At 54.4% G+C, this 19,685-nt stretch carries 16 protein-coding genes; 13 read left to right on the top strand and 3 right to left on the bottom strand.

Annotated features, from left to right (window positions below; all coding sequences use genetic code 11):
- The first annotated feature begins 74 nt into the window (after window positions 1-74).
- The 3 genes from dnaJ (at window position 75) to nhaR (ending at window position 3,674) form a co-directional block, all read left to right on the top strand.
- Window positions 75-1,193 (top strand): molecular chaperone DnaJ, encoded by a 1,119-nt coding sequence (gene dnaJ / locus ACX9GT_RS21645; protein ID WP_473188653.1) that lies wholly within the window; start codon window positions 75-77, stop codon window positions 1,191-1,193.
- Between the two features lie 235 nt (window positions 1,194-1,428).
- Complete coding sequence (gene nhaA, locus ACX9GT_RS21640) at window positions 1,429-2,595, top strand: Na+/H+ antiporter NhaA (RefSeq protein WP_473188652.1); 1,167 nt, start codon at window positions 1,429-1,431, stop codon at window positions 2,593-2,595.
- Between the two features lie 182 nt (window positions 2,596-2,777).
- Entirely contained in the window at window positions 2,778-3,674 is an 897-nt protein-coding gene (gene nhaR, locus ACX9GT_RS21635) for a transcriptional activator NhaR (protein WP_473188651.1), read from the top strand.
- Between the two features lie 66 nt (window positions 3,675-3,740).
- On the opposite strand, the gene rpsT is transcribed toward nhaR, so the two are convergent.
- Window positions 3,741-4,004: a 30S ribosomal protein S20 gene (gene rpsT, locus ACX9GT_RS21630; protein WP_473188650.1), complete on the bottom strand. Its 264-nt coding sequence runs from the start codon at window positions 4,002-4,004 to the stop codon at window positions 3,741-3,743.
- A gap of 437 nt (window positions 4,005-4,441) precedes the next feature.
- Here rpsT and ribF point away from each other — a divergent pair, with 437 nt between their 5' ends.
- From ribF to carB, 8 genes are all read left to right on the top strand, one after another.
- Window positions 4,442-5,380 (top strand): bifunctional riboflavin kinase/FAD synthetase, encoded by a 939-nt coding sequence (ribF, locus tag ACX9GT_RS21625; protein ID WP_459401238.1) that lies wholly within the window; start codon window positions 4,442-4,444, stop codon window positions 5,378-5,380.
- A gap of 32 nt (window positions 5,381-5,412) precedes the next feature.
- Window positions 5,413-8,229, top strand: a complete 2,817-nt coding sequence (gene ileS / locus ACX9GT_RS21620; protein WP_473188649.1) for an isoleucine--tRNA ligase — start codon at window positions 5,413-5,415, stop codon at window positions 8,227-8,229.
- A 29-nt stretch (window positions 8,230-8,258) separates the two neighbouring features.
- Window positions 8,259-8,765, top strand: a complete 507-nt coding sequence (gene lspA, locus ACX9GT_RS21615) for a signal peptidase II (RefSeq protein WP_473188648.1) — start codon at window positions 8,259-8,261, stop codon at window positions 8,763-8,765.
- 1 nt (window position 8,766) lies between these two features.
- Complete coding sequence (gene fkpB / locus ACX9GT_RS21610; RefSeq protein ID WP_473188647.1) at window positions 8,767-9,243, top strand: FKBP-type peptidyl-prolyl cis-trans isomerase; 477 nt, start codon at window positions 8,767-8,769, stop codon at window positions 9,241-9,243.
- Window positions 9,224-10,177 (top strand): 4-hydroxy-3-methylbut-2-enyl diphosphate reductase, encoded by a 954-nt coding sequence (gene ispH / locus ACX9GT_RS21605; protein WP_473188646.1) that lies wholly within the window; start codon window positions 9,224-9,226, stop codon window positions 10,175-10,177. The genes fkpB and ispH overlap by 20 nt, the downstream gene beginning before the upstream one ends.
- 306 nt (window positions 10,178-10,483) lie before the next feature.
- Window positions 10,484-11,305, top strand: a complete 822-nt coding sequence (gene dapB, locus ACX9GT_RS21600; RefSeq protein ID WP_473188645.1) for a 4-hydroxy-tetrahydrodipicolinate reductase — start codon at window positions 10,484-10,486, stop codon at window positions 11,303-11,305.
- A 469-nt stretch (window positions 11,306-11,774) separates the two neighbouring features.
- Complete coding sequence (carA, locus tag ACX9GT_RS21595) at window positions 11,775-12,923, top strand: glutamine-hydrolyzing carbamoyl-phosphate synthase small subunit (RefSeq protein ID WP_473188644.1); 1,149 nt, start codon at window positions 11,775-11,777, stop codon at window positions 12,921-12,923.
- Window positions 12,924-12,941: 18 nt separating this feature from the next.
- Window positions 12,942-16,166 (top strand): carbamoyl-phosphate synthase large subunit, encoded by a 3,225-nt coding sequence (gene carB, locus ACX9GT_RS21590; RefSeq protein ID WP_473188643.1) that lies wholly within the window; start codon window positions 12,942-12,944, stop codon window positions 16,164-16,166.
- A gap of 39 nt (window positions 16,167-16,205) precedes the next feature.
- Here the strand turns inward: carB and ACX9GT_RS21585 are convergent, their stop codons facing one another.
- Window positions 16,206-17,399 (bottom strand): hypothetical protein, encoded by a 1,194-nt coding sequence (locus ACX9GT_RS21585; protein ID WP_473188642.1) that lies wholly within the window; start codon window positions 17,397-17,399, stop codon window positions 16,206-16,208.
- 114 nt (window positions 17,400-17,513) lie between these two features.
- Window positions 17,514-18,128 (bottom strand): LysE family translocator, encoded by a 615-nt coding sequence (locus tag ACX9GT_RS21580; protein WP_473188641.1) that lies wholly within the window; start codon window positions 18,126-18,128, stop codon window positions 17,514-17,516.
- A 128-nt stretch (window positions 18,129-18,256) separates the two neighbouring features.
- On the opposite strand from ACX9GT_RS21580, the gene ACX9GT_RS21575 reads away from it, so the two are divergent.
- Together ACX9GT_RS21575 and ACX9GT_RS21570 are read left to right on the top strand one after the other, a co-directional pair.
- Complete coding sequence (locus tag ACX9GT_RS21575) at window positions 18,257-19,057, top strand: threonine/serine exporter family protein (protein ID WP_459401250.1); 801 nt, start codon at window positions 18,257-18,259, stop codon at window positions 19,055-19,057.
- Entirely contained in the window at window positions 19,054-19,518 is a 465-nt protein-coding gene (locus ACX9GT_RS21570) for a threonine/serine exporter (RefSeq protein WP_459401251.1), read from the top strand. The genes ACX9GT_RS21575 and ACX9GT_RS21570 overlap by 4 nt, the downstream gene beginning before the upstream one ends.
- Window positions 19,519-19,685 lie beyond the last annotated feature (167 nt).

Below are 19,685 nucleotides of genomic sequence, written 5' to 3'. Positions count from 1 at the left end.
GTCGTCACCGGAAACCAGCACGGGCGTCGAGGCAACTCTACGCCCGTGCACGCATGTTAAGGGTAAGAGAAATAATGGCGAAGAAAGATTATTACGAGGCTCTCGGCGTCGCCAAGACGGCAGATGAGCGTGAGATCAAAAAGGCGTACAAGCGTCTGGCGATGAAGTATCACCCTGACCGTAATCAGGAAAAAGACGCCGAAGCCAAATTCAAAGAGATCAAGGAAGCCTACGAGATCCTGACCGACGATCAAAAGCGTGCTGCCTACGATCAGTACGGTCATGCTGCCTTTGAACAAGGTGGTATGGGTGGCGGCGGTGGCGGGGCTGATTTCAGCGATATCTTTGGTGACGTATTTGGCGATATCTTCGGTGGCGGGCGCCGCCAGCGTGCCAGCCGGGGTTCAGATTTGCGTTACAACATGGATCTGACGCTGGAAGAAGCCGTGCGCGGTGTCACCAAAGAGATCCGTATTCCCACGCTGGAAGAGTGTGACGTTTGCCACGGTAACGGTGCCAAACCGGGCAGTTCGCCGGTCACCTGCCCAACCTGTCACGGCCAGGGCCAGGTGCAGATGCGCCAAGGGTTCTTCACCGTACAGCAGGCTTGTCCGCATTGTCACGGACGTGGCCAGATCATCAAAGATCCTTGCACCAAGTGCCATGGCCATGGTCGGGTAGAGAAATCCAAAACGCTGTCGGTGAAAATCCCGGCAGGTGTTGATACCGGCGACCGTATCCGCTTGGCGGGTGAAGGTGAAGCTGGCGAGCACGGCGCACCCGCGGGCGATCTGTACGTTCAGGTGCAGGTGAAGGCGCACCCGATTTTCGAGCGTGAAGGCAATAACCTGTATTGCGAAGTGCCGATTAACTTCGCCATGGCTGCATTAGGTGGCGAGATTGAGGTGCCAACGCTGGATGGCCGCGTTAATCTGAAAGTTCCGGCTGAAACCCAGACCGGCAAACTGTTCCGCATGCGTGGCAAAGGGGTGAAATCGGTACGTGGTGGCAGCCAGGGTGATCTGCTGTGCCGCGTGGTGGTAGAAACACCGGTGAATCTGAACGATAAGCAGAAACAGTTATTGAAAGAGTTGGAGGAGAGCCTCGGTGGCCCTTCCGGTGATAAAAACAGCCCGCGCTCGAAAAGCTTCTTCGACGGCGTGAAGAAGTTTTTTGACGATTTGACGCGCTAATCACTGCTTCTGTTGTTCTGTCGATAAACCCCGGTCATAAAACACCGGGGTTTTTTGTTGCTGCTATTATTTTAATACCCATACAAAAAATGTGATAAGTATCGCTAATTAATCGTTTTTAACGAGCTATTAAGCGTTTATAAACTGATTTTTTCGAAGTAAAACAGCATCTATACTCATTACATTGTCTCAAAGCCAAGGCGTATCGCCTGGTTCAGATCTGGAGTGATGCACTGTGACTAATATTATTCGTCAATTTTTACGCCAAGAGGCGGCAGGGGGCATTATCCTGATCGTGGCCGCTATCGTGGCGCTGATCATGGCTAATACCCCGATGCAGGTTCTGTATCAGGCGTTCCTCAATTTGCCGGTGATGGTCAAAGTCTCATCGCTGGAGATCGCTAAGCCGCTATTGCTGTGGATTAACGACGGGCTGATGGCGATCTTTTTCCTGGTGGTTGGCCTGGAGGTCAAGCGTGAGCTGATACAAGGCTCATTGGCCGGGCGTGATAAAGCCATATTCCCGGCGATCGCCGCGTTGGGCGGCATGCTGGTACCTGCGCTGGTTTATCTGCTGTTCAACGGGGCTGATGAGGTGACGCGCCAAGGTTGGGCGATCCCGGCAGCGACCGATATCGCTTTTGCCTTGGGCGTCATGGCACTGTTGGGTAACCGTGTGCCAACCAGTTTGAAGGTCTTTCTGCTGGCGCTGGCGATTATCGACGACTTGGGCGTAATCATCATTATTGCGCTGTTCTATACCCATGGGGTATCGATGGTGGCGCTGGGCGTAGCCGCTGCGGCGATTACCGTCTTGGCGCTGATGAACTGGCGCGGAGTGGGGCAAACCTCGCTGTATATGATCGTTGGGCTGGTGCTGTGGGTGGCAATTTTGAAGTCCGGTGTGCATGCCACGCTAGCCGGGGTGATTGTCGGTTTTCTGATCCCGCTGAATGTTAAAAATGGGTCTTCACCTTCCGAAACGCTGGAACATGAACTGCATCCTTGGGTTGCATTCTTGATCTTGCCGTTGTTTGCATTTGCCAATGCCGGTGTTTCGTTACAGGGTGTATCCTTGAGCGGATTAACCTCACTGTTACCCGTAGGGATTGCGGCGGGTTTGTTTATCGGTAAGCCATTGGGGATTTTCGCTTTTAGCTGGTTAGCCGTAAAGTTGGGGATCGCACAATTACCGCAAGACATTGGATTTAAACAGGTGTTTGCCGTTGCGGTGCTCTGTGGTATTGGTTTCACCATGTCGATCTTTATTGCCTCACTGGCGTTTGCCGATGCGGATGCGGCTCTCAGTACCTATTCCAAATTGGGCATACTATTGGGCTCAACCAGCGCCGCCGTGGTGGGTTATGGTTTGCTGCGCCTCGCGTTACCTCGAGGTAGATAACTCTTCAGGGTTATCCCACCATGGTACAGAGGTATTACAATAGTGCCGGGCCGGGGCAGTACAGCATGAACGCTGTGCTGCCCCGGCTATTTCTAACACTGTGTTGTCTACATAAAGGAAAGGGAATTTGTCGCTCATCAGGGCAGAGCCTGTGCCGATGAGAACCCCAAGGAGAGCACCTCGTGAGAATGTCACATATTAATTTTAATCACCTGTATTACTTTTGGCAGGTTTGTAAGGCGGGATCGGTGGTGGGTGCTGCGGAAGCACTGTTTCTTACCCCACAAACCATTACCGGCCAAATCAAAGCGTTGGAAGAGCGGCTCAACGGCAAATTGTTCAAACGCCAGGGGCGCGGGCTGGTGCCTTCTGAACTGGGGCAACTGGTTTTCCGCTATGCAGATAAAATGTTTATGCTCAGCCAGGAAATGCTGGATATCGTCAACTATCGCAAAGAATCCAATCTGCTGTTTGACGTTGGCGTCGCGGACGCGTTATCCAAACGCCTGGTCAGCCAGGTATTGGAAACGGCGGTGGTGGATAACGAGCAAATCCATCTGCGCTGTTTTGAATCTACGCATGAGATGCTGCTTGAGCAACTGAGCCAGCACAAGCTGGATATGATCCTGTCTGATTGCCCGGTGGACTCCAGCCAGCAGGAAGGGCTGTTCTCACTGAAACTGGGGGAGTGTGGTATCAGCTTCTTCTGCCGCCAACCGGCACCGGATTTGCCATTCCCGGCCTGCCTGGAGCAGCGGCGTTTACTGATCCCTGGCCGGCGTTCGATGCTGGGGCGTAAACTGCTCAACTGGTTTAACACTCAGGGTATTAACGTCGAAATACTTGGGGAGTTTGACGATGCGGCATTGATGAAGGCGTTTGGCTTGTATCACAACGCGATCTTCGTCGCCCCGACGCTGTATGCGCAGGATACCTATAGCGATGATCAGGTGGTGGAGATTGGGCGGATCGACAGCGTGCAGGAAGAGTATTACATCATCTTTGCTGAACGTATGATCCAGCATCCGGCGGTACAGCGGGTGTGCAACAAAGACTTCTCGGCGCTGTTTGCCCTTTAGCGGCAGATTACCGACGTAAAAAAACCGGCCGAGGCCGGTTTTTTTAACAAGCAGACAACGTAAGGCTTATTGCATTGCGCTGATGCGCGCAGCCAGGTTTGACTTATGGCGTGCTGCTTTGTTTTTGTGGATCAGGCCTTTAGCTGCCTGGCGATCCACAAGTGGTTGCATTACGAGAAATGCGGTTTGTGCTGCTTCTTTATCGCCAGTTGCGATAGCTGCGTCTACCTTTTTGATAAAGGTACGCACCATTGAGCGACGGCTAGCGTTATGCTTGCGGCGTTTCTCAGACTGTACGGCGCGTTTCTTAGCTGATTTGATATTAGCCAAGGTCCAACTCCCAAATATATCTATTGAGGACAATTCAAAGGCCGAGGAATATGCCCTTTTAGCCTTCGTTTGTCAATGGATTTGTGCAAATAAGCGCCGTTTGTACGGGCGGCACTTGCTACGTTGTGATGGCGCAGGATTTTACCAGCTTCGGCCATGGGAATACAGTGTTTCGCGAGAAAAATCGCCATGTGATTTGCATCACTCTCTGCAAGCGGCTGGTGGTAATGAATTATCCCCCGTCTTTCAAGCTGCTGCCAGAAGGCCAGCTTGATATCAGTTGGCTAATATACCACGCATCGGGCCGGATAAACGGGGTAGTTAAGGCGATTTTCCTCGGGTATGGTATGACTATTACATCAAAGGAAACAATCGCCGGTTAACCTTAACCGCTGTACAAGGTATAATCCGCCGATTTCCACTGTTTTGAGCCAGCTATGCAGCTAATTCGCGGCATCCACAATATCCGGGCGCGCCACCATGGTTGCGTGCTTACCATCGGCAACTTTGACGGCATACACCGCGGTCACAAGGCGCTGCTGGAGCAGTTGAAACATGAGGGGCAACGCCTCGGGCTGCCGGTGATCGTCATGATCTTTGAGCCGCAGCCGCTGGAACTGTTTGCCGCTGACAAGGCTCCTGCACGTCTCACGCGCTTGCGTGACAAGGCTAAATATCTGGCGCAGGCCGGGGTAGATTACCTGCTGTGTGTCAAGTTTGATCCCCGTTTTGCCGCCAATACCGCACAGGCGTTTGTTGCCGAACTGCTGGTAGAAAAACTGGGTGTGCAATTCCTGATGGTGGGAGATGATTTCCGCTTTGGCGCGGGCCGCGTAGGTGATTTCACCCTGTTGCAGAAAGCCGGGGAAGAGTACGATTTTGCGGTGGTCCGCACGCCAACCTTCCGTGAGGGAGAGCTGCGTATCAGCAGCACAGCGATCCGTAATGCGCTGCGTGATGACGATCTGCCACTGGCCGAAACGTTGCTTGGCCATCCGTACAGTATCTCAGGCCGCGTGGTACATGGCGATGAACTGGGGCGCACCATCGGTTTCCCCACCGCTAACCTGCCGCTCAAGCGCCTGGTGGCACCGGTAAAAGGGGTTTATGCGGTTGATGTTTATGGCCTTGGCCCTGAGCCACTGCCGGGCGTAGCGAATATTGGCACGCGGCCAACCGTGGCTGGCGTGCGTCAACAACTGGAGGTCCATCTGTTGGATATCACGATGGATCTTTACGGGCGCCATTTAGACGTGGTGCTCCGCGCAAAATTGCGCAACGAACAGCGTTTTGCTTCGCTCGATGCGCTGAAGCAGCAAATCGCCAACGATGTGGTGACGGCCCGGAAATTTTTCGGGCTACAGACACCGGTTTAATCTCTATAGCCGAAAACGGAACCGAGAATCTAATGAGTGACTACAAGAATACCCTGAACTTGCCGGATACAGGGTTCCCGATGCGTGGCGATCTCGCCAAGCGCGAACCTGGCATGCTGGCACATTGGTATGAGCAGGATCTGTACGGGATTATTCGTGCTGCCAAGAAGGGCAAGAAATCCTTTATTCTGCATGACGGCCCTCCGTATGCGAATGGCAGCCTGCATATTGGTCACTCCGTTAATAAGATTCTTAAAGACATTATTATCAAGTCCAAAGGGATGGCCGGTTTTGACTCGCCTTACGTTCCCGGCTGGGACTGCCACGGCCTGCCGATCGAACTGAAGGTTGAGCAACTGTATGGCAAACCGGGCGAGAAACTGACCCCGGCAGAATTCCGCCAGAAATGCCGCGAGTATGCGGCCGAACAGATCGAAGGCCAGAAGAAAGACTTTATCCGTATGGGGATCCTGGGGGATTGGGATCATCCGTACCTGACCATGGACTTCAAAACCGAAGCCAATATCATTCGCGCACTGGGCAAGATCATCAGCAACGGCCATCTGTTAAAAGGTGCCAAGCCGGTGCACTGGTGTACCGACTGCGGTTCATCGCTGGCAGAAGCGGAAGTGGAGTATTACGACAAAGCGTCTCCGTCGATCGACGTAACGTTCCACGCGGTGGATGCGGCGGCGGTTGCGGCTAAATTTGGCGTGCACAGCGTTAATGGCCCGATCTCTCTGGTGATCTGGACCACCACTCCTTGGACATTGCCCGCTAACCGCGCGATCTCGCTGAACCCGGAATCTGCCTACCAACTGGTGCAGGTCGAAGGCCAATGCCTGATCCTGGCGGCAGACCTGGTTGAAAGCGTGATGAGGCGCGTCGGCATTACCCGTTGGGCCGTGCTGGGCGACTGTAGAGGTGCCGATCTGGAGCTGATGCGCTTTACGCATCCGTTTATGGGCTTTGATGTGCCTGCGATCCTGGGCGATCACGTCACGCTGGACGCCGGTACCGGTGCGGTACACACCGCGCCGGGCCACGGCCCGGACGACTTTGTGATCGGCCAGAAATATGGCCTGGAAGTGGCTAACCCGGTTGGCCCGAACGGCTGCTATCTGCCGGGTACTTATCCGTCACTGGATGGCAAATTTGTGTTCAAGGCCAACGATCTGATCGTTGAACTGCTGCGCGAAAAAGGCGGGCTGCTGCACGTCGAGAAATTGCTGCATAGCTACCCGTGCTGCTGGCGTCACAAAACGCCGATCATCTTCCGTGCCACGCCACAGTGGTTCGTCAGCATGGAGCAAAAGGGCCTGCGTCAGCAGTCGTTGGCAGAGATCAAAGGCGTCAAGTGGATCCCGGATTGGGGCCAGGCACGTATCGAAATGATGGTGGCAAACCGCCCAGACTGGTGTATCTCGCGCCAACGTACCTGGGGTGTGCCAATGTCGCTGTTCGTGCACAAAGACACCGAGCAACTTCATCCGCGCAGCGTCGAACTGATGGAAGAAGTGGCGAAGCGCGTTGAGCAGGAGGGTATTCAGGCGTGGTGGGATCTGGACGCCGCCGATATCCTCGGCGCTGAAGCGGCTGACTATGTGAAAGTGCCAGACACGCTGGACGTATGGTTTGACTCAGGTTCAACCCATTCTTCGGTGGTGGATGTGCGCCCTGAGTTCAACGGCCATGGTGCCGACATGTATCTGGAAGGCTCTGACCAACATCGCGGCTGGTTTATGTCATCGTTGATGATCTCGACCGCCATGAAGGGAAAAGCGCCTTATAAAGAAGTGCTGACCCACGGTTTCACCGTGGATGGTCAGGGCCGCAAGATGTCCAAATCCATCGGCAACACCGTCAGCCCGCAGGATGTGATGAACAAGCTGGGTGGCGACATCCTGCGCTTGTGGGTGGCTTCTACCGATTATACCGGTGAGATTGCGGTTTCTGACGAAATCCTCAAGCGTGCAGCCGACTCCTATCGCCGCATCCGCAATACCGCGCGTTTCCTGTTGGCTAACCTGAACGGATTTGAGCCAAGTACCGACTGCGTGGCTCCAGATGAGATGGTGGTGTTGGATCGCTGGGCGGTTGGCCGTGCGTTGGCGGCACAGCAGGATATCGAGCAGGCTTATGCCAACTATGATTTCCATGAAGTGGTGCAGCGCCTGATGCAGTTCTGCTCGGTCGAAATGGGCTCCTTCTATCTGGATATCATCAAAGATCGCCAGTACACCGCGAAGAGCGACAGTATCGCGCGCCGTAGCTGCCAGACTGCGCTGTTCCACATTGCCGAAGCGATGGTGCGCTGGATGGCACCCATCATGTCCTTCACCGCCGATGAAATCTGGGCCTTCCTGCCGGGCAAGCGCGCGCAGTTTGTGTTCACTGAAGAGTGGTGCGGCGGCCTGTTCGGGCTGGCCGAAGGCGAAGGCATGAACGATGGCTTCTGGGACGATCTGCTGAAAGTGCGTGGTGAAGTCAACAAGGTGCTGGAGCAGGCGCGTGCGGATAAGCGCATTGGCGGCTCGTTGGAAGCGGCAGTCACTCTGTATGCAGATAACGATCTGGCTACACGCCTGAATAGCCTGCAGGATGAACTGCGTTTTGTGCTGTTGACCTCGGCTGCCACGGTGGCACCACTGGCCGATGCTCCGGCGGATGCGCAGCCAAGTGAACTGCTGAAAGGGCTGAAAATTGCGTTCAGCACCGCGGCTGGTGAGAAATGCCCACGTTGCTGGCATTACACCACCGACATCGGCCAGGTGGCGGAACATGCGGAGCTTTGTGGCCGCTGTGTCACCAACGTTGCCGGTGACGGTGAAAAGCGTAACTTTGCCTGATAACTGAATGCCTGATAAATGAGTGCCTGATGAGTAGACCGATAAGTTCGACCGGCTTGCGCTGGCTTTGGCTGGTAGTGGTGGTGCTGGCGCTGGATCTTGCCAGCAAACAGTGGATCCTGAGTCACTTCGTGCTGGGCCAGACCCAGCCGTTGTTCCCGTCATTCAACCTGTATTACGCGCGCAACTACGGTGCGGCGTTCAGTTTCCTGGCGGATCACGGTGGTTGGCAGCGCTGGTTCTTTGCCGGTATTGCTATCGCGATCGTGGCGGTACTGCTGGTGATGATGTATCGCAACAGCGCGCAGCAGAAGCTGAGCAATATCGCCTATGCCCTGATTATTGGTGGCGCGCTCGGCAACCTGTTTGATCGCCTGTGGCACGGTTTTGTCGTGGATTTTATCGATTTCTACATCGGTAACTGGCACTACCCGACCTTCAACCTGGCAGACAGCTTTATCTGCGTCGGGGCAGCCATGATTGTGCTGGAAGGTTTTCTGCCAGCGAAGAAACACGTGAAGAGCGAAGGTAAGTAATATGACGGCTCAGGTTAGCAGCAACAGCGCGGTACTGGTGCATTTTACGCTGAAACTGTCGGACGGCTCGACCGCAGAATCCACCCGCGGTAATGGCAAGCCAGCGCTGTTTCGCTTGGGTGATGGCAGCCTGTCGGCCCCGCTGGAGCAACAACTGTTGGGCTTGCGGGCCGGTGAAAAATGCGTTTTCACCCTGCAACCGGAAGCGGCATTCGGTACAGAGAACCCGGATCTGATCCAGTTTTTCTCGCGCCGTGATTTTGCCGAAACCGGCGTGCCAGACGCAGGAACCATCATGCTGTTTACCGCCATCGACGGCAGCGAAATGCCCGGCGTGGTGCGTGAAGTGGCGGAAGATTCCATTACCGTTGATTTTAACCATCCGTTGGCGGGGCACTCGGTCACCTTCGATATTGAAGTGCTGGAGATTGACCCGCAGCCGCAGCAGGAGGCAACGCATGCAAATATTGCTGGCTAACCCACGCGGTTTTTGCGCTGGGGTTGATCGTGCGATCAGCATTGTGGAGCGTGCGCTGGAGATTTACGGCGCACCTATTTATGTGCGCCACGAAGTGGTACACAACCGCTATGTGGTCGATAGCCTGCGCGAACGCGGTGCGGTGTTTATTGAAGAGATCGCGGAAGTACCGGACGGCTCGATCCTGATCTTCTCTGCGCACGGGGTTTCTCAGGCGGTGCGTGCCGAAGCGAAAGCGCGCGAACTGACCATGCTGTTCGACGCCACCTGCCCGTTGGTGACCAAGGTGCATATGGAAGTCGCCCGTGCCAGCCGCAAGGGCACAGAGGCGATTCTGATTGGCCACGCCGGGCACCCGGAAGTGGAAGGCACCATGGGCCAGTACAGTAACCCGAAAGGGGGGATGTACCTAGTGGAGTCGCCGGAAGATGTCTGGCAGTTGCAGGTGAAGAACGAAGGTAACCTGTGCTTTATGACGCAGACCACACTGTCGGTGGACGATACTTCCGACGTAATCGATGCGCTGCGCAAGCGCTTCCCGAACATCATCGGGCCGCGCAAAGACGATATCTGCTACGCCACCACCAATCGCCAGGAAGCGGTGCGCAATCTGGCGGGGGATGCCGATGTGGTGCTGGTAGTGGGGTCAAAAAACTCCTCCAACTCCAACCGTCTGGCCGAACTGGCGCAGCGCGTGGGTAAACCGGCGTACCTGATCGACTCGGCGGCCGATATTCAGGAATCCTGGCTAAAAGATGCCACTAACATCGGCGTGACAGCCGGTGCTTCCGCGCCAGACGTGCTGGTTCAGGACGTCATCAGCCGCCTGAAAGCCTTGGGTGGCCAGGATGTTCATGAGATCAGCGGCCGTGAAGAGAACATCGTGTTTGAAGTGCCGAAAGAGCTGCGCATGGATATCAGGCAGATCGATTGAATGCAGCTATATGGTTAAGCAACGGGGGAGCTTCGGCTCCCCGTTTTGCATTTTAGCCCGCGTACGGCAAGGAGGAACTCGCTGAACAGGCTTTATCTCAATGCATAAAAACCGCATGATTATGCAGATTTGTGTTCTTATCGTTATTCGACCAATTGTTAATCAATTGATAGCGTTACTGATAAAAGTATCGGGATAACATAATATTCTAATTCTGCATGAAATCCTCTGGCAGTGATAAAGCAGGGCAGTTACTCTGGACCTCATGCTCCTTACATGGGCACAAAATCAAGAAGAGAGAAAAGTATGACTGATTCACAGATCCGCATCGCGATTGCGGGTTCCGGTGGCCGCATGGGGCGTCAATTGATTCAGGCGGTGCAGCAGGCGCAGGGCGTGATGTTGGGGGCGGCTCTGGAGCGCCCAGGCTCAAGCCTGGTGGGAACCGATGCCGGTGAACTGGCTGGTGTTGGGGCGCTGGGGGTGACCGTCAGCGACAGCCTGGAACAGGTGGCTAATGATTTCGATATTCTGATCGATTTCACCCGCCCAGAAGGCACCTTGGCGCATCTGGCGTTTTGCGTGGCACATAAAAAAGGCATGGTGATTGGCACCACCGGTTTTGATGATGCCGGTAAAGCGGCGATCGGCGCTGCTGCACAACATATCGGCATCGTGTTTGCTGCCAACTTCAGCGTTGGCGTTAACGTGATGCTCAAACTGTTGGAAAAAGCCGCTAAAGTGATGGGCGACTATACCGATATTGAAATTGTCGAAGCGCATCACCGCCACAAGGTGGATGCTCCTTCCGGCACTGCGCTGGCGATGGGCGAGGCGATCGCTGGGGCGTTGGGCCGTGATTTGAAAGAATGCGCGGTTTACCAACGGGTTGGCTATACCGGCGAGCGCGATCCAAAAAGCATCGGTTTTGCTACCATTCGCGCTGGGGATATCGTGGGTGAGCACACCGCCATGTTTGTCGATATTGGCGAGCGGGTGGAAATTACGCATAAAGCATCAAGCCGCATGACTTTTGCCAATGGTGCCGTGCGTGCGGCATCCTGGATCACCAAGCAGCAAAAAGGGCTGTTTGATATGCGTGATGTCCTTGGTTTAGAGCAGTTATAATGTTTTGCATACCATTGTGATGTGGTTGTATTGATCATAGTGCTATGATAATAGGGCAATAATTTTATTGTCCTTTTTTTTAACCATAAAAACAGGGGTTACTTTGACTATTTTAACGGTATCTCCTGTTTTAATCAGTTATCTTTTGCTTTCTCTCCTTTTTATCCCCTCGTTTGTTTATTAGGGCCGAGTTTTAGCGGCTATCATGGGTTTTCTGTGTCATTGTGTCTCGCAACCGTTTACTCGCCCGAGTTTCCGTATGTTTTTATCGGTGTGAAGCCCATAAAACTGTGAGAACAGCAAAAATACGATAAAAAATGGTGCTTTGAGTAGACAAGTCAGAGGCTCATCATTAAAATGCGCCCAATTTGCCAAAAATTAGCCTTGAGGGCGGTTTTTGCATTGATTTAGGCGGTGAAATCTGAATTAATATGCAAATATTATGATTGATTATTCCTTGGAGGGTGTTTTGATTAAGTCAGCGCTATTGGTTCTGGAAGACGGAACCCAATTCCACGGTCGGGCCATCGGGGCAGAAGGTACGGCAGTGGGGGAAGTGGTCTTCAATACGTCGATGACCGGCTATCAAGAAATCCTCACTGATCCTTCCTATTCCCGCCAGATTGTTACTCTCACTTATCCTCATATCGGCAATGTCGGCACCAATGCTTCCGACGAAGAATCCTCCGCTGTTCACGCTCAAGGCCTCGTCATTCGCGACCTCCCACTGATTGCCAGCAACTATCGCAACGAAGAAGGCCTTGCCGAGTACCTCAAGCGCAACAACATTGTGGCGATTGCCGATATCGATACCCGCAAACTGACTCGCCTGCTGCGCGAAAAGGGCGCACAAAACGGCTGCATCATTGCTGGTGATGTCACCAATGCTGAATTGGCGCTACAAAAGGCCAAAGCCTTCCCTGGCCTGAAAGGCATGGATCTGGCGAAAGAAGTCACTACCAAAGAAGCCTACGCCTGGCAGCAGGGCAGTTGGACGCTTGAAGGCGACTTGCCGGAAGCGAAAGCGGCGAGCGAATTGCCCTACCACGTAGTGGCCTACGACTACGGCGCCAAACGCAACATCCTGCGCATGCTGGTGGATCGCGGCTGCCGCCTGACCGTAGTGCCTGCGCAAACCCCTGCCGATGACGTGCTGAAAATGAATCCAGACGGCATCTTCCTGTCCAACGGGCCGGGCGACCCGGAGCCGTGCGATTACGCGATTACCGCTATCAAACAGTTCCTGGAAACCGACATTCCGGTATTCGGCATCTGCCTGGGCCATCAGCTACTGGCATTGGCCAGCGGTGCCAAGACCGTGAAGATGAAGCTCGGCCATCACGGTGGCAACCATCCGGTGAAAGATCTGGATAACAATACCGTGATGATCACCGCGCAGAACCACGGCTTTGCGGTGGATGAAAATCATCTGCCCGCTACGCTGCGCGTCACGCACAAATCCCTGTTCGACCACACGGTGCAAGGGATCCACCGCACCGACAAAGCGGCGTTCAGCTTCCAGGGGCACCCTGAAGCCAGCCCAGGCCCGCATGATGCTGCGCCGCTGTTCGATCACTTTATCGAACTGATTGAGACTTACCGTTCCAACGCCAAATAATCAGGAGCCATAACAGCCATGCCAAAACGTACAGATATAAAAAGCATCCTGATCCTCGGCGCTGGCCCGATCGTTATCGGCCAGGCGTGTGAGTTCGACTACTCTGGTGCCCAAGCCTGTAAGGCGCTGCGTGAAGAGGGTTACCGCGTTATTCTGGTCAACTCCAACCCGGCAACCATCATGACCGACCCGGAAATGGCCGATGCGACCTACATCGAGCCGATTCATTGGGAAGTGGTGCGTAAAATCATCGAAAAAGAGCGCCCAGATGCGGTGCTGCCGACCATGGGCGGCCAGACGGCGCTGAACTGCGCGCTAGAGCTGGAGCGCCAAGGCGTGCTGGCTGAGTTCGGTGTGACCATGATCGGTGCCACGGCCGATGCCATCGACAAAGCGGAAGATCGCCGCCGTTTCGACATCGCCATGAAGAAAATCGGCCTGGATACCGCGCGCTCCGGCATTGCGCACAATATGGAAGAAGCGCTGGCGGTGGCCGCTGACGTCGGCTTCCCGTGCATTATCCGCCCATCGTTCACCATGGGCGGCACCGGCGGCGGTATTGCTTACAACCGCGAAGAGTTCGAAGAGATCTGCGAGCGCGGTCTGGATCTGTCGCCGACCAAAGAGCTGTTGATTGACGAATCGTTGATCGGTTGGAAAGAGTATGAAATGGAAGTGGTGCGCGATAAGAACGACAACTGCATCATTGTCTGTTCCATCGAAAACATCGACGCGATGGGGATCCACACCGGCGACTCGATCACCGTCGCCCCGGCACAGACGCTGACCGACAAAGAGTACCAAATCATGCGTAACGCCTCGATGGCGGTGCTGCGTGAAATCGGCGTCGAAACCGGCGGTTCCAACGTGCAGTTCTCGGTAAACCCGAAAACCGGCCGCCTGATCGTGATCGAAATGAACCCGCGCGTGTCCCGCTCTTCTGCGCTGGCGTCGAAAGCCACCGGTTTCCCGATTGCCAAGATTGCCGCCAAGCTGGCGGTGGGTTACACCCTCGACGAACTGATGAACGACATCACCGGCGGCCGTACTCCAGCCTCCTTTGAGCCGTCTATCGACTACGTGGTGACCAAAATTCCTCGTTTCAACTTCGAGAAATTTGCCGGTGCCAACGATCGCCTGACCACCCAGATGAAGTCGGTCGGTGAAGTGATGGCAATTGGCCGTACCCAGCAGGAATCCTTGCAGAAAGCGCTGCGTGGCCTGGAAGTGGGTGCGACCGGTTTCGATCCGAAAGTGAGCCTGGACGATCCGGAAGCGCTGACCAAGATCCGCCGCGAACTGAAGGAAGCCGGTTGTGACCGCATCTGGTATATCGCTGACGCTTTCCGCGCCGGTATGTCTATCGACGGCGTGTTCAACCTGACCAATATCGACCGCTGGTTCCTGGTGCAGATCGAAGAGCTGGTGCGTTTGGAAGAGCAAGTGGCTGAAACGGGCATCAACAGCCTGAACGCTGAGTTCCTGCGCACGCTGAAGCGTAAAGGTTTTGCCGATGCGCGTTTGGCTACGCTGGTGGGGGTTTCCGAAAACGAAATCCGCAAGCTGCGTCACAGCTTTAACCTGCACCCGGTCTACAAACGTGTTGATACCTGCGCGGCTGAATTCGCTACCGACACCGCTTACATGTATTCCACCTATGAAGAAGAGTGCGAATCTAACCCAACCAACGATCGCCCGAAAGTGATGGTGCTGGGCGGTGGTCCGAACCGTATCGGCCAGGGCATTGAGTTTGATTATTGCTGCGTGCATGCCTCGCTGGCGCTGCGTGAAGACGGTTACGAGACCATCATGGTCAACTGTAACCCGGAAACCGTGTCTACCGATTACGACACCTCGGATCGCCTGTACTTCGAACCGGTGACGCTGGAAGACGTGCTGGAAATCGTGCGTATCGAGAAGCCAAAAGGCGTGATCGTGCAGTACGGTGGCCAGACTCCGCTGAAGCTGGCGCGCGAACTGGAAGCCGCAGGCGTGCCGATTATCGGTACCAGCCCGGATGCCATCGACCGTGCCGAAGACCGCGAACGTTTCCAGCAGGCGGTTAACCGCCTGGGCCTGAAGCAACCGGCCAACGCCACGGTAGCCACCATTGAGCAGGCGGTAGAAAAAGCCACTGGGCTTGGCTATCCGCTGGTGGTGCGCCCGTCCTACGTGTTGGGTGGCCGTGCGATGGAGATCGTTTACGACGAAGTCGACCTGCGCCGCTACTTCCAGAACGCCGTCAGCGTGTCTAACGATGCTCCGGTGCTGCTGGACCGTTTCCTCGATGATGCGATAGAAGTGGACGTTGATGCCATCTGTGACGGCGAACGTGTGCTGATTGGCGGCATCATGGAGCACATCGAGCAGGCTGGCGTACACTCAGGTGACTCGGCGTGTTCACTGCCGGCTTACACTCTGAGCAAAGAAATTCAGGATGTGATGCGCCAGCAGGTTGAAAAGCTGGCGTTTGAGCTGCAGGTGCGCGGTTTGATGAACGTGCAGTTTGCGGTGAAAAACAACGAAGTTTACCTGATCGAAGTGAACCCGCGTGCGGCACGTACCGTACCGTTTGTCTCTAAAGCCACCGGCGTGCCGCTGGCGAAAGTGGCGGCGCGCGTGATGGTTGGTCAGTCGCTGGCTGAACAGGGCGTAACCGAAGAAATTATCCCGCCGTACTACTCGGTGAAAGAAGTGGTACTGCCGTTCAACAAATTCCCAGGCGTTGACCCGATCCTTGGGCCGGAAATGCGCTCCACCGGTGAAGTGATGGGCGTTGGTCGCACCTTCGCCGAAGCGTTCTCCAAAGCGATGCTGGGCAGTAACTCTGGGATGAAGAAACAGGGCCGTGCGCTGCTGTCGGTGCGCGAAGGTGACAAAGCCCGCGTGGTGGATTTGGCCGCCAGCCTGCTGAAACAGGGCTTCGAACTGGATGCGACTCACGGCACAGCTGTGGTGCTGGGTGAAGCGGGGATTAACCCACGCTTGGTCAACAAGGTGCATGAAGGCCGTCCGCACATTCAGGATCGCATCAAGAATGGCGAGTACACCTACATTGTGAACACCACGGCAGGCCGTCAGGCGATTGAAGACTCCAAGCTGATTCGCCGCAGCGCGTTGCAATACAAAGTGCATTACGACACCACGCTGAACGGCGGCTTCGCCACGGCGATGGCGCTGAAGGCGGATCCTACCGAGCAGGTGACTTCAGTTCAGGAACTGCACGCTCGCATCGGCAAGTAAAGCCAACTACCCGCCTCCGGCTGAGGCGGGTTTCCTCTGCTAGAACTGTTTGAGTAGGCTTGCGATAAAGTCCATCTCTTCCTCTTGGTTTTCCTGCGCGCGCCCTGCCAGATAGTGTTTTAATACTTTCAATGACGTGAGTTCAGCTAGTGCTTGACTCTCTTCCTTTATCTGGGCGTACAGGTATTTGGCATGCCGAGCCAGTTTCTTATCAAGAGCCTGTGGGGTGTTGTTATTGCCAAACTTGAGCCAAAGTAAAGAGGTTATTGGATCGCCAGCATGTTCCTGCTGGCGATGCTCTCTTTTTAATTTTTCCACCTGTTCGGCCAGCAATAGGTTGATGGTTGGCAGATCTTTCTCTTCGAAACCGCCGTTGGGATCGATATGTTCTTGGTACAGATCGATGATGGTCCAGATATCGTGGTTTTGCTTGGCTTGAGCTAACAGCACCATTAAATGATGTTTATCCTGCTTGCTGGCTTCGTTCATTTCGCGATCGGGGTGGAAGGCCATTGCCAAGCGTTTGTACATGCGGTTAGCGGCTGAAGTACCAAACAGAGCGGTAATGTCTTGCCGCCGCTGTTCTTGTTTATCTTCATCTTCATCAAAGAAGAAATCGTCATCGTCGGTAAATTCGTCGTATTCAAACTCCTCACCGGCAAACTCTTCGGCACCTTGTGCCTCGTTGGCGGCTGAGTGTGCGTACTCTTGCTCAGCTCTGGCTTTAAATTTCTCGGGATGACGGATTAAATCAAGCAACTCTTCATCAGAGATCTGGTGAATAAAAGAAAACTCTGTTTCCAGCATGGCGCGCATGATGGTGAGTTCATCTTCATCCGGAGCTTGGCCTACAGACCAGGCACAAACCTCGATATGTTTTTCCTTAAGAGCCATGATATCCAGATGTTCTGAAAACGGATACTCTTCCAGATACATGATCTCTTCAGTGATCCATTGAAGAAGATCGTCACGTTGATAGGCTGGAAGAGATTTTTTATTGGTAAAGGAGAGCAATCGTTCGGTTTTTTGATAGACAATATCAATATATTGTTTTTCTAAGGGCAACAGTTGTTGCTGAAAACGGGTCACAAGCTCCGTCTGTTGTTGCTGTAATGCATCGATCCGCGAGCGCTGCTTCTTGATCGCCAGACAGTGGGCATTAAATTGCTGGCGCGGGTTTTTGGGCAACGACTTAGCGGGGGTTTTCTTTTTAACCGACTTTCCTCTGCTCATGGCACTCTTCCGGAGGTTGAAATTACCCATATGATAGCAATTTTTTACCAATTTCTGTCACCGCTACTACAAGGAAGGATTAAATCAGAGCTCCACGCCGTTTTTCACCGTTCATCAACTCAGGGCGACTTTAATCCCCAGCGCGATCAGCATCCCACCTAATAATTTGTCGACCACTTTCTGTGTTTTCTCCAGCCCACGGCGCACCGGCCCGCTCTGGATCAAAAACACCAGCACCGGCCACCAGATGGCCGCAAGACCGAAAATAATCCCTGCGTACCATAGCTTTTCGCCGATACCGGAATTGATTTGCAGCACCTGAGTAAACACCGCCAGAAAGAACAGTGTGGCTTTCGGGTTGAGCAGGTTGCACAGATAGCCCTGCAAAAAGGCGCTTTTCAGGCTGACCTGCTGCTGGGGCAGGTTACTGACGTTCATCTTGCTGCTGCTGTGCGAGCGCAGCGCCTGAATGCCCACCCAGATCAGATAAACCGCTCCGGCATATTTCAGCACATTGAACAGCCACGGCGTGGTGGTGATCACAACTGCCAGCCCGGCGACGCAGTAAGACATATGAGTGGCGACGCCACAAATCACGCCGAATGCGGTCATCATTGCCGCCAAACGCCGATAACGGGCGGCATTTTTAATCACCAGAAAGAAATCCGGCCCAGGTGAAAGCATCCCCAGCGTGGCGATACCGGCAACGAATAATGAAGTTTCAAGCATGATGATGTCTCAGAGCGAAAGGCGTAACTGCGCTGATAATAACGCGACTCCTCCTGATGCGCATCAACCTATTGAAGTCATCTTTGGTTATATGATGCTCATTCATTCAGGGGGAGTGGTTGGGGACTATGAAGCAGGAATTAACCAGTGAAATGCCGGGCGTACACCGGCAACAGCGGGACATAACCCGCTTGTGTATTCAGTGCGCATTGCTGTTATTGCAGCATGGTGCGGAAAGCATGGTGGTGGAACAGTTATCAACCCGTCTGGGCCTGGCGCTCGGCATGGACAGCGTGGAAAGCTCAATTTCGGCCAATGCCGTGGTGCTGACCACCATCAGCAATGATGCCTGCCTGACGACCACGCGCAAGAACGTCGATCGCGGTATCAATATGCAGATCGTCACCGAGGTTCAGCATATTGTGATCCTCGCCGAACATCGTTTGGCGGATGCTCAGGATGTGGCGCGACGCTTTGACAAGATCCGCCCGCTGCGTTATCCGCGCGGGCTGGTAGTGCTGATGGTGGCTTTGTCGTGCGGCTGTTTCAGCGTGCTGAATGGCGGTGGCGCGGATGCTTTTGCCGTCACTTTTCTGGCCAGTGGCGTGGCGATGTTTGTGCGCCAGATGCTTACGGCCCGCCATATGAACCCGTTGATTAACTTTTGCCTGACGGCGTTTGTCGCCACGTCGGTTTCCGGCCTGCTGCTGCGGCTACCGATGTTCAGCCAGACCTCAAGCGTGGCGATGGCGGCCAGTGTGCTGTTGCTGGTGCCGGGGTTCCCGTTGATTAACGCGGTGGCCGACATGTTCAAGGGCCATGTGAATACCGGGCTGGCACGCTGGGCGATGGCCAGCCTGCTGACGCTGGCGACCTGTATCGGCGTGGTGATGGCCATGTCGCTGTGGGATCTGCGGGGGTGGTCATGAGTTTGCTGTGGGCACTGTTGCAGGATATGTTGCTGGCGGCGGTGCCAGCGCTGGGGTTTGCCATGGTGTTTAACGTGCCAGCGCGTGCTCTGCGTTACTGCGCCCTGCTCGGCGCGGTGGGCCATGGTTCGCGTATGTTGATGATGCATTTTGGCATGAACATCGAGTGGGCTTCGTTTCTGGCGGCGATTCTGATCGGCATTATCGGCATCCAGTGGTCACGCTGGCTGCTGGCTCACCCGAAGGTTTTCACCGTTGCGGCGGTTATCCCGATGTTCCCCGGCATTTCTGCGTATACCGCGATGATCAGCGTGGTGGAGATTTCGCATCTGGGGTACAGCGAAGCATTGATGTCGGTAATGATTTCCAACTTCCTCAAGGCCTGTTTTATCGTTGGTGCGTTGTCGATCGGCCTGTCGGTGCCGGGGCTGTGGTTGTACCGTAAACGCCCGGGAGTTTAATCCAGCTCGATTTCAGGCTGCTGCCTGGCAGTAGCTTGAAATTCATCGGGGGTTGAACTCTGAGTATTACTGAACCTAATAAGAGCTGTCTTATATATTCATATTGCATGATTAGCCTATCGACGCTGGCAGGGGGTTTACGTATAGTGTGAGCAATTTTGCTGCCT

This window comes from Serratia sp. YWN4, assembly GCF_055790845.1.
The sequence above is the reverse complement of the archived record's forward strand: the minus strand, read 5'-3'. Positions and strand labels throughout refer to the sequence as shown.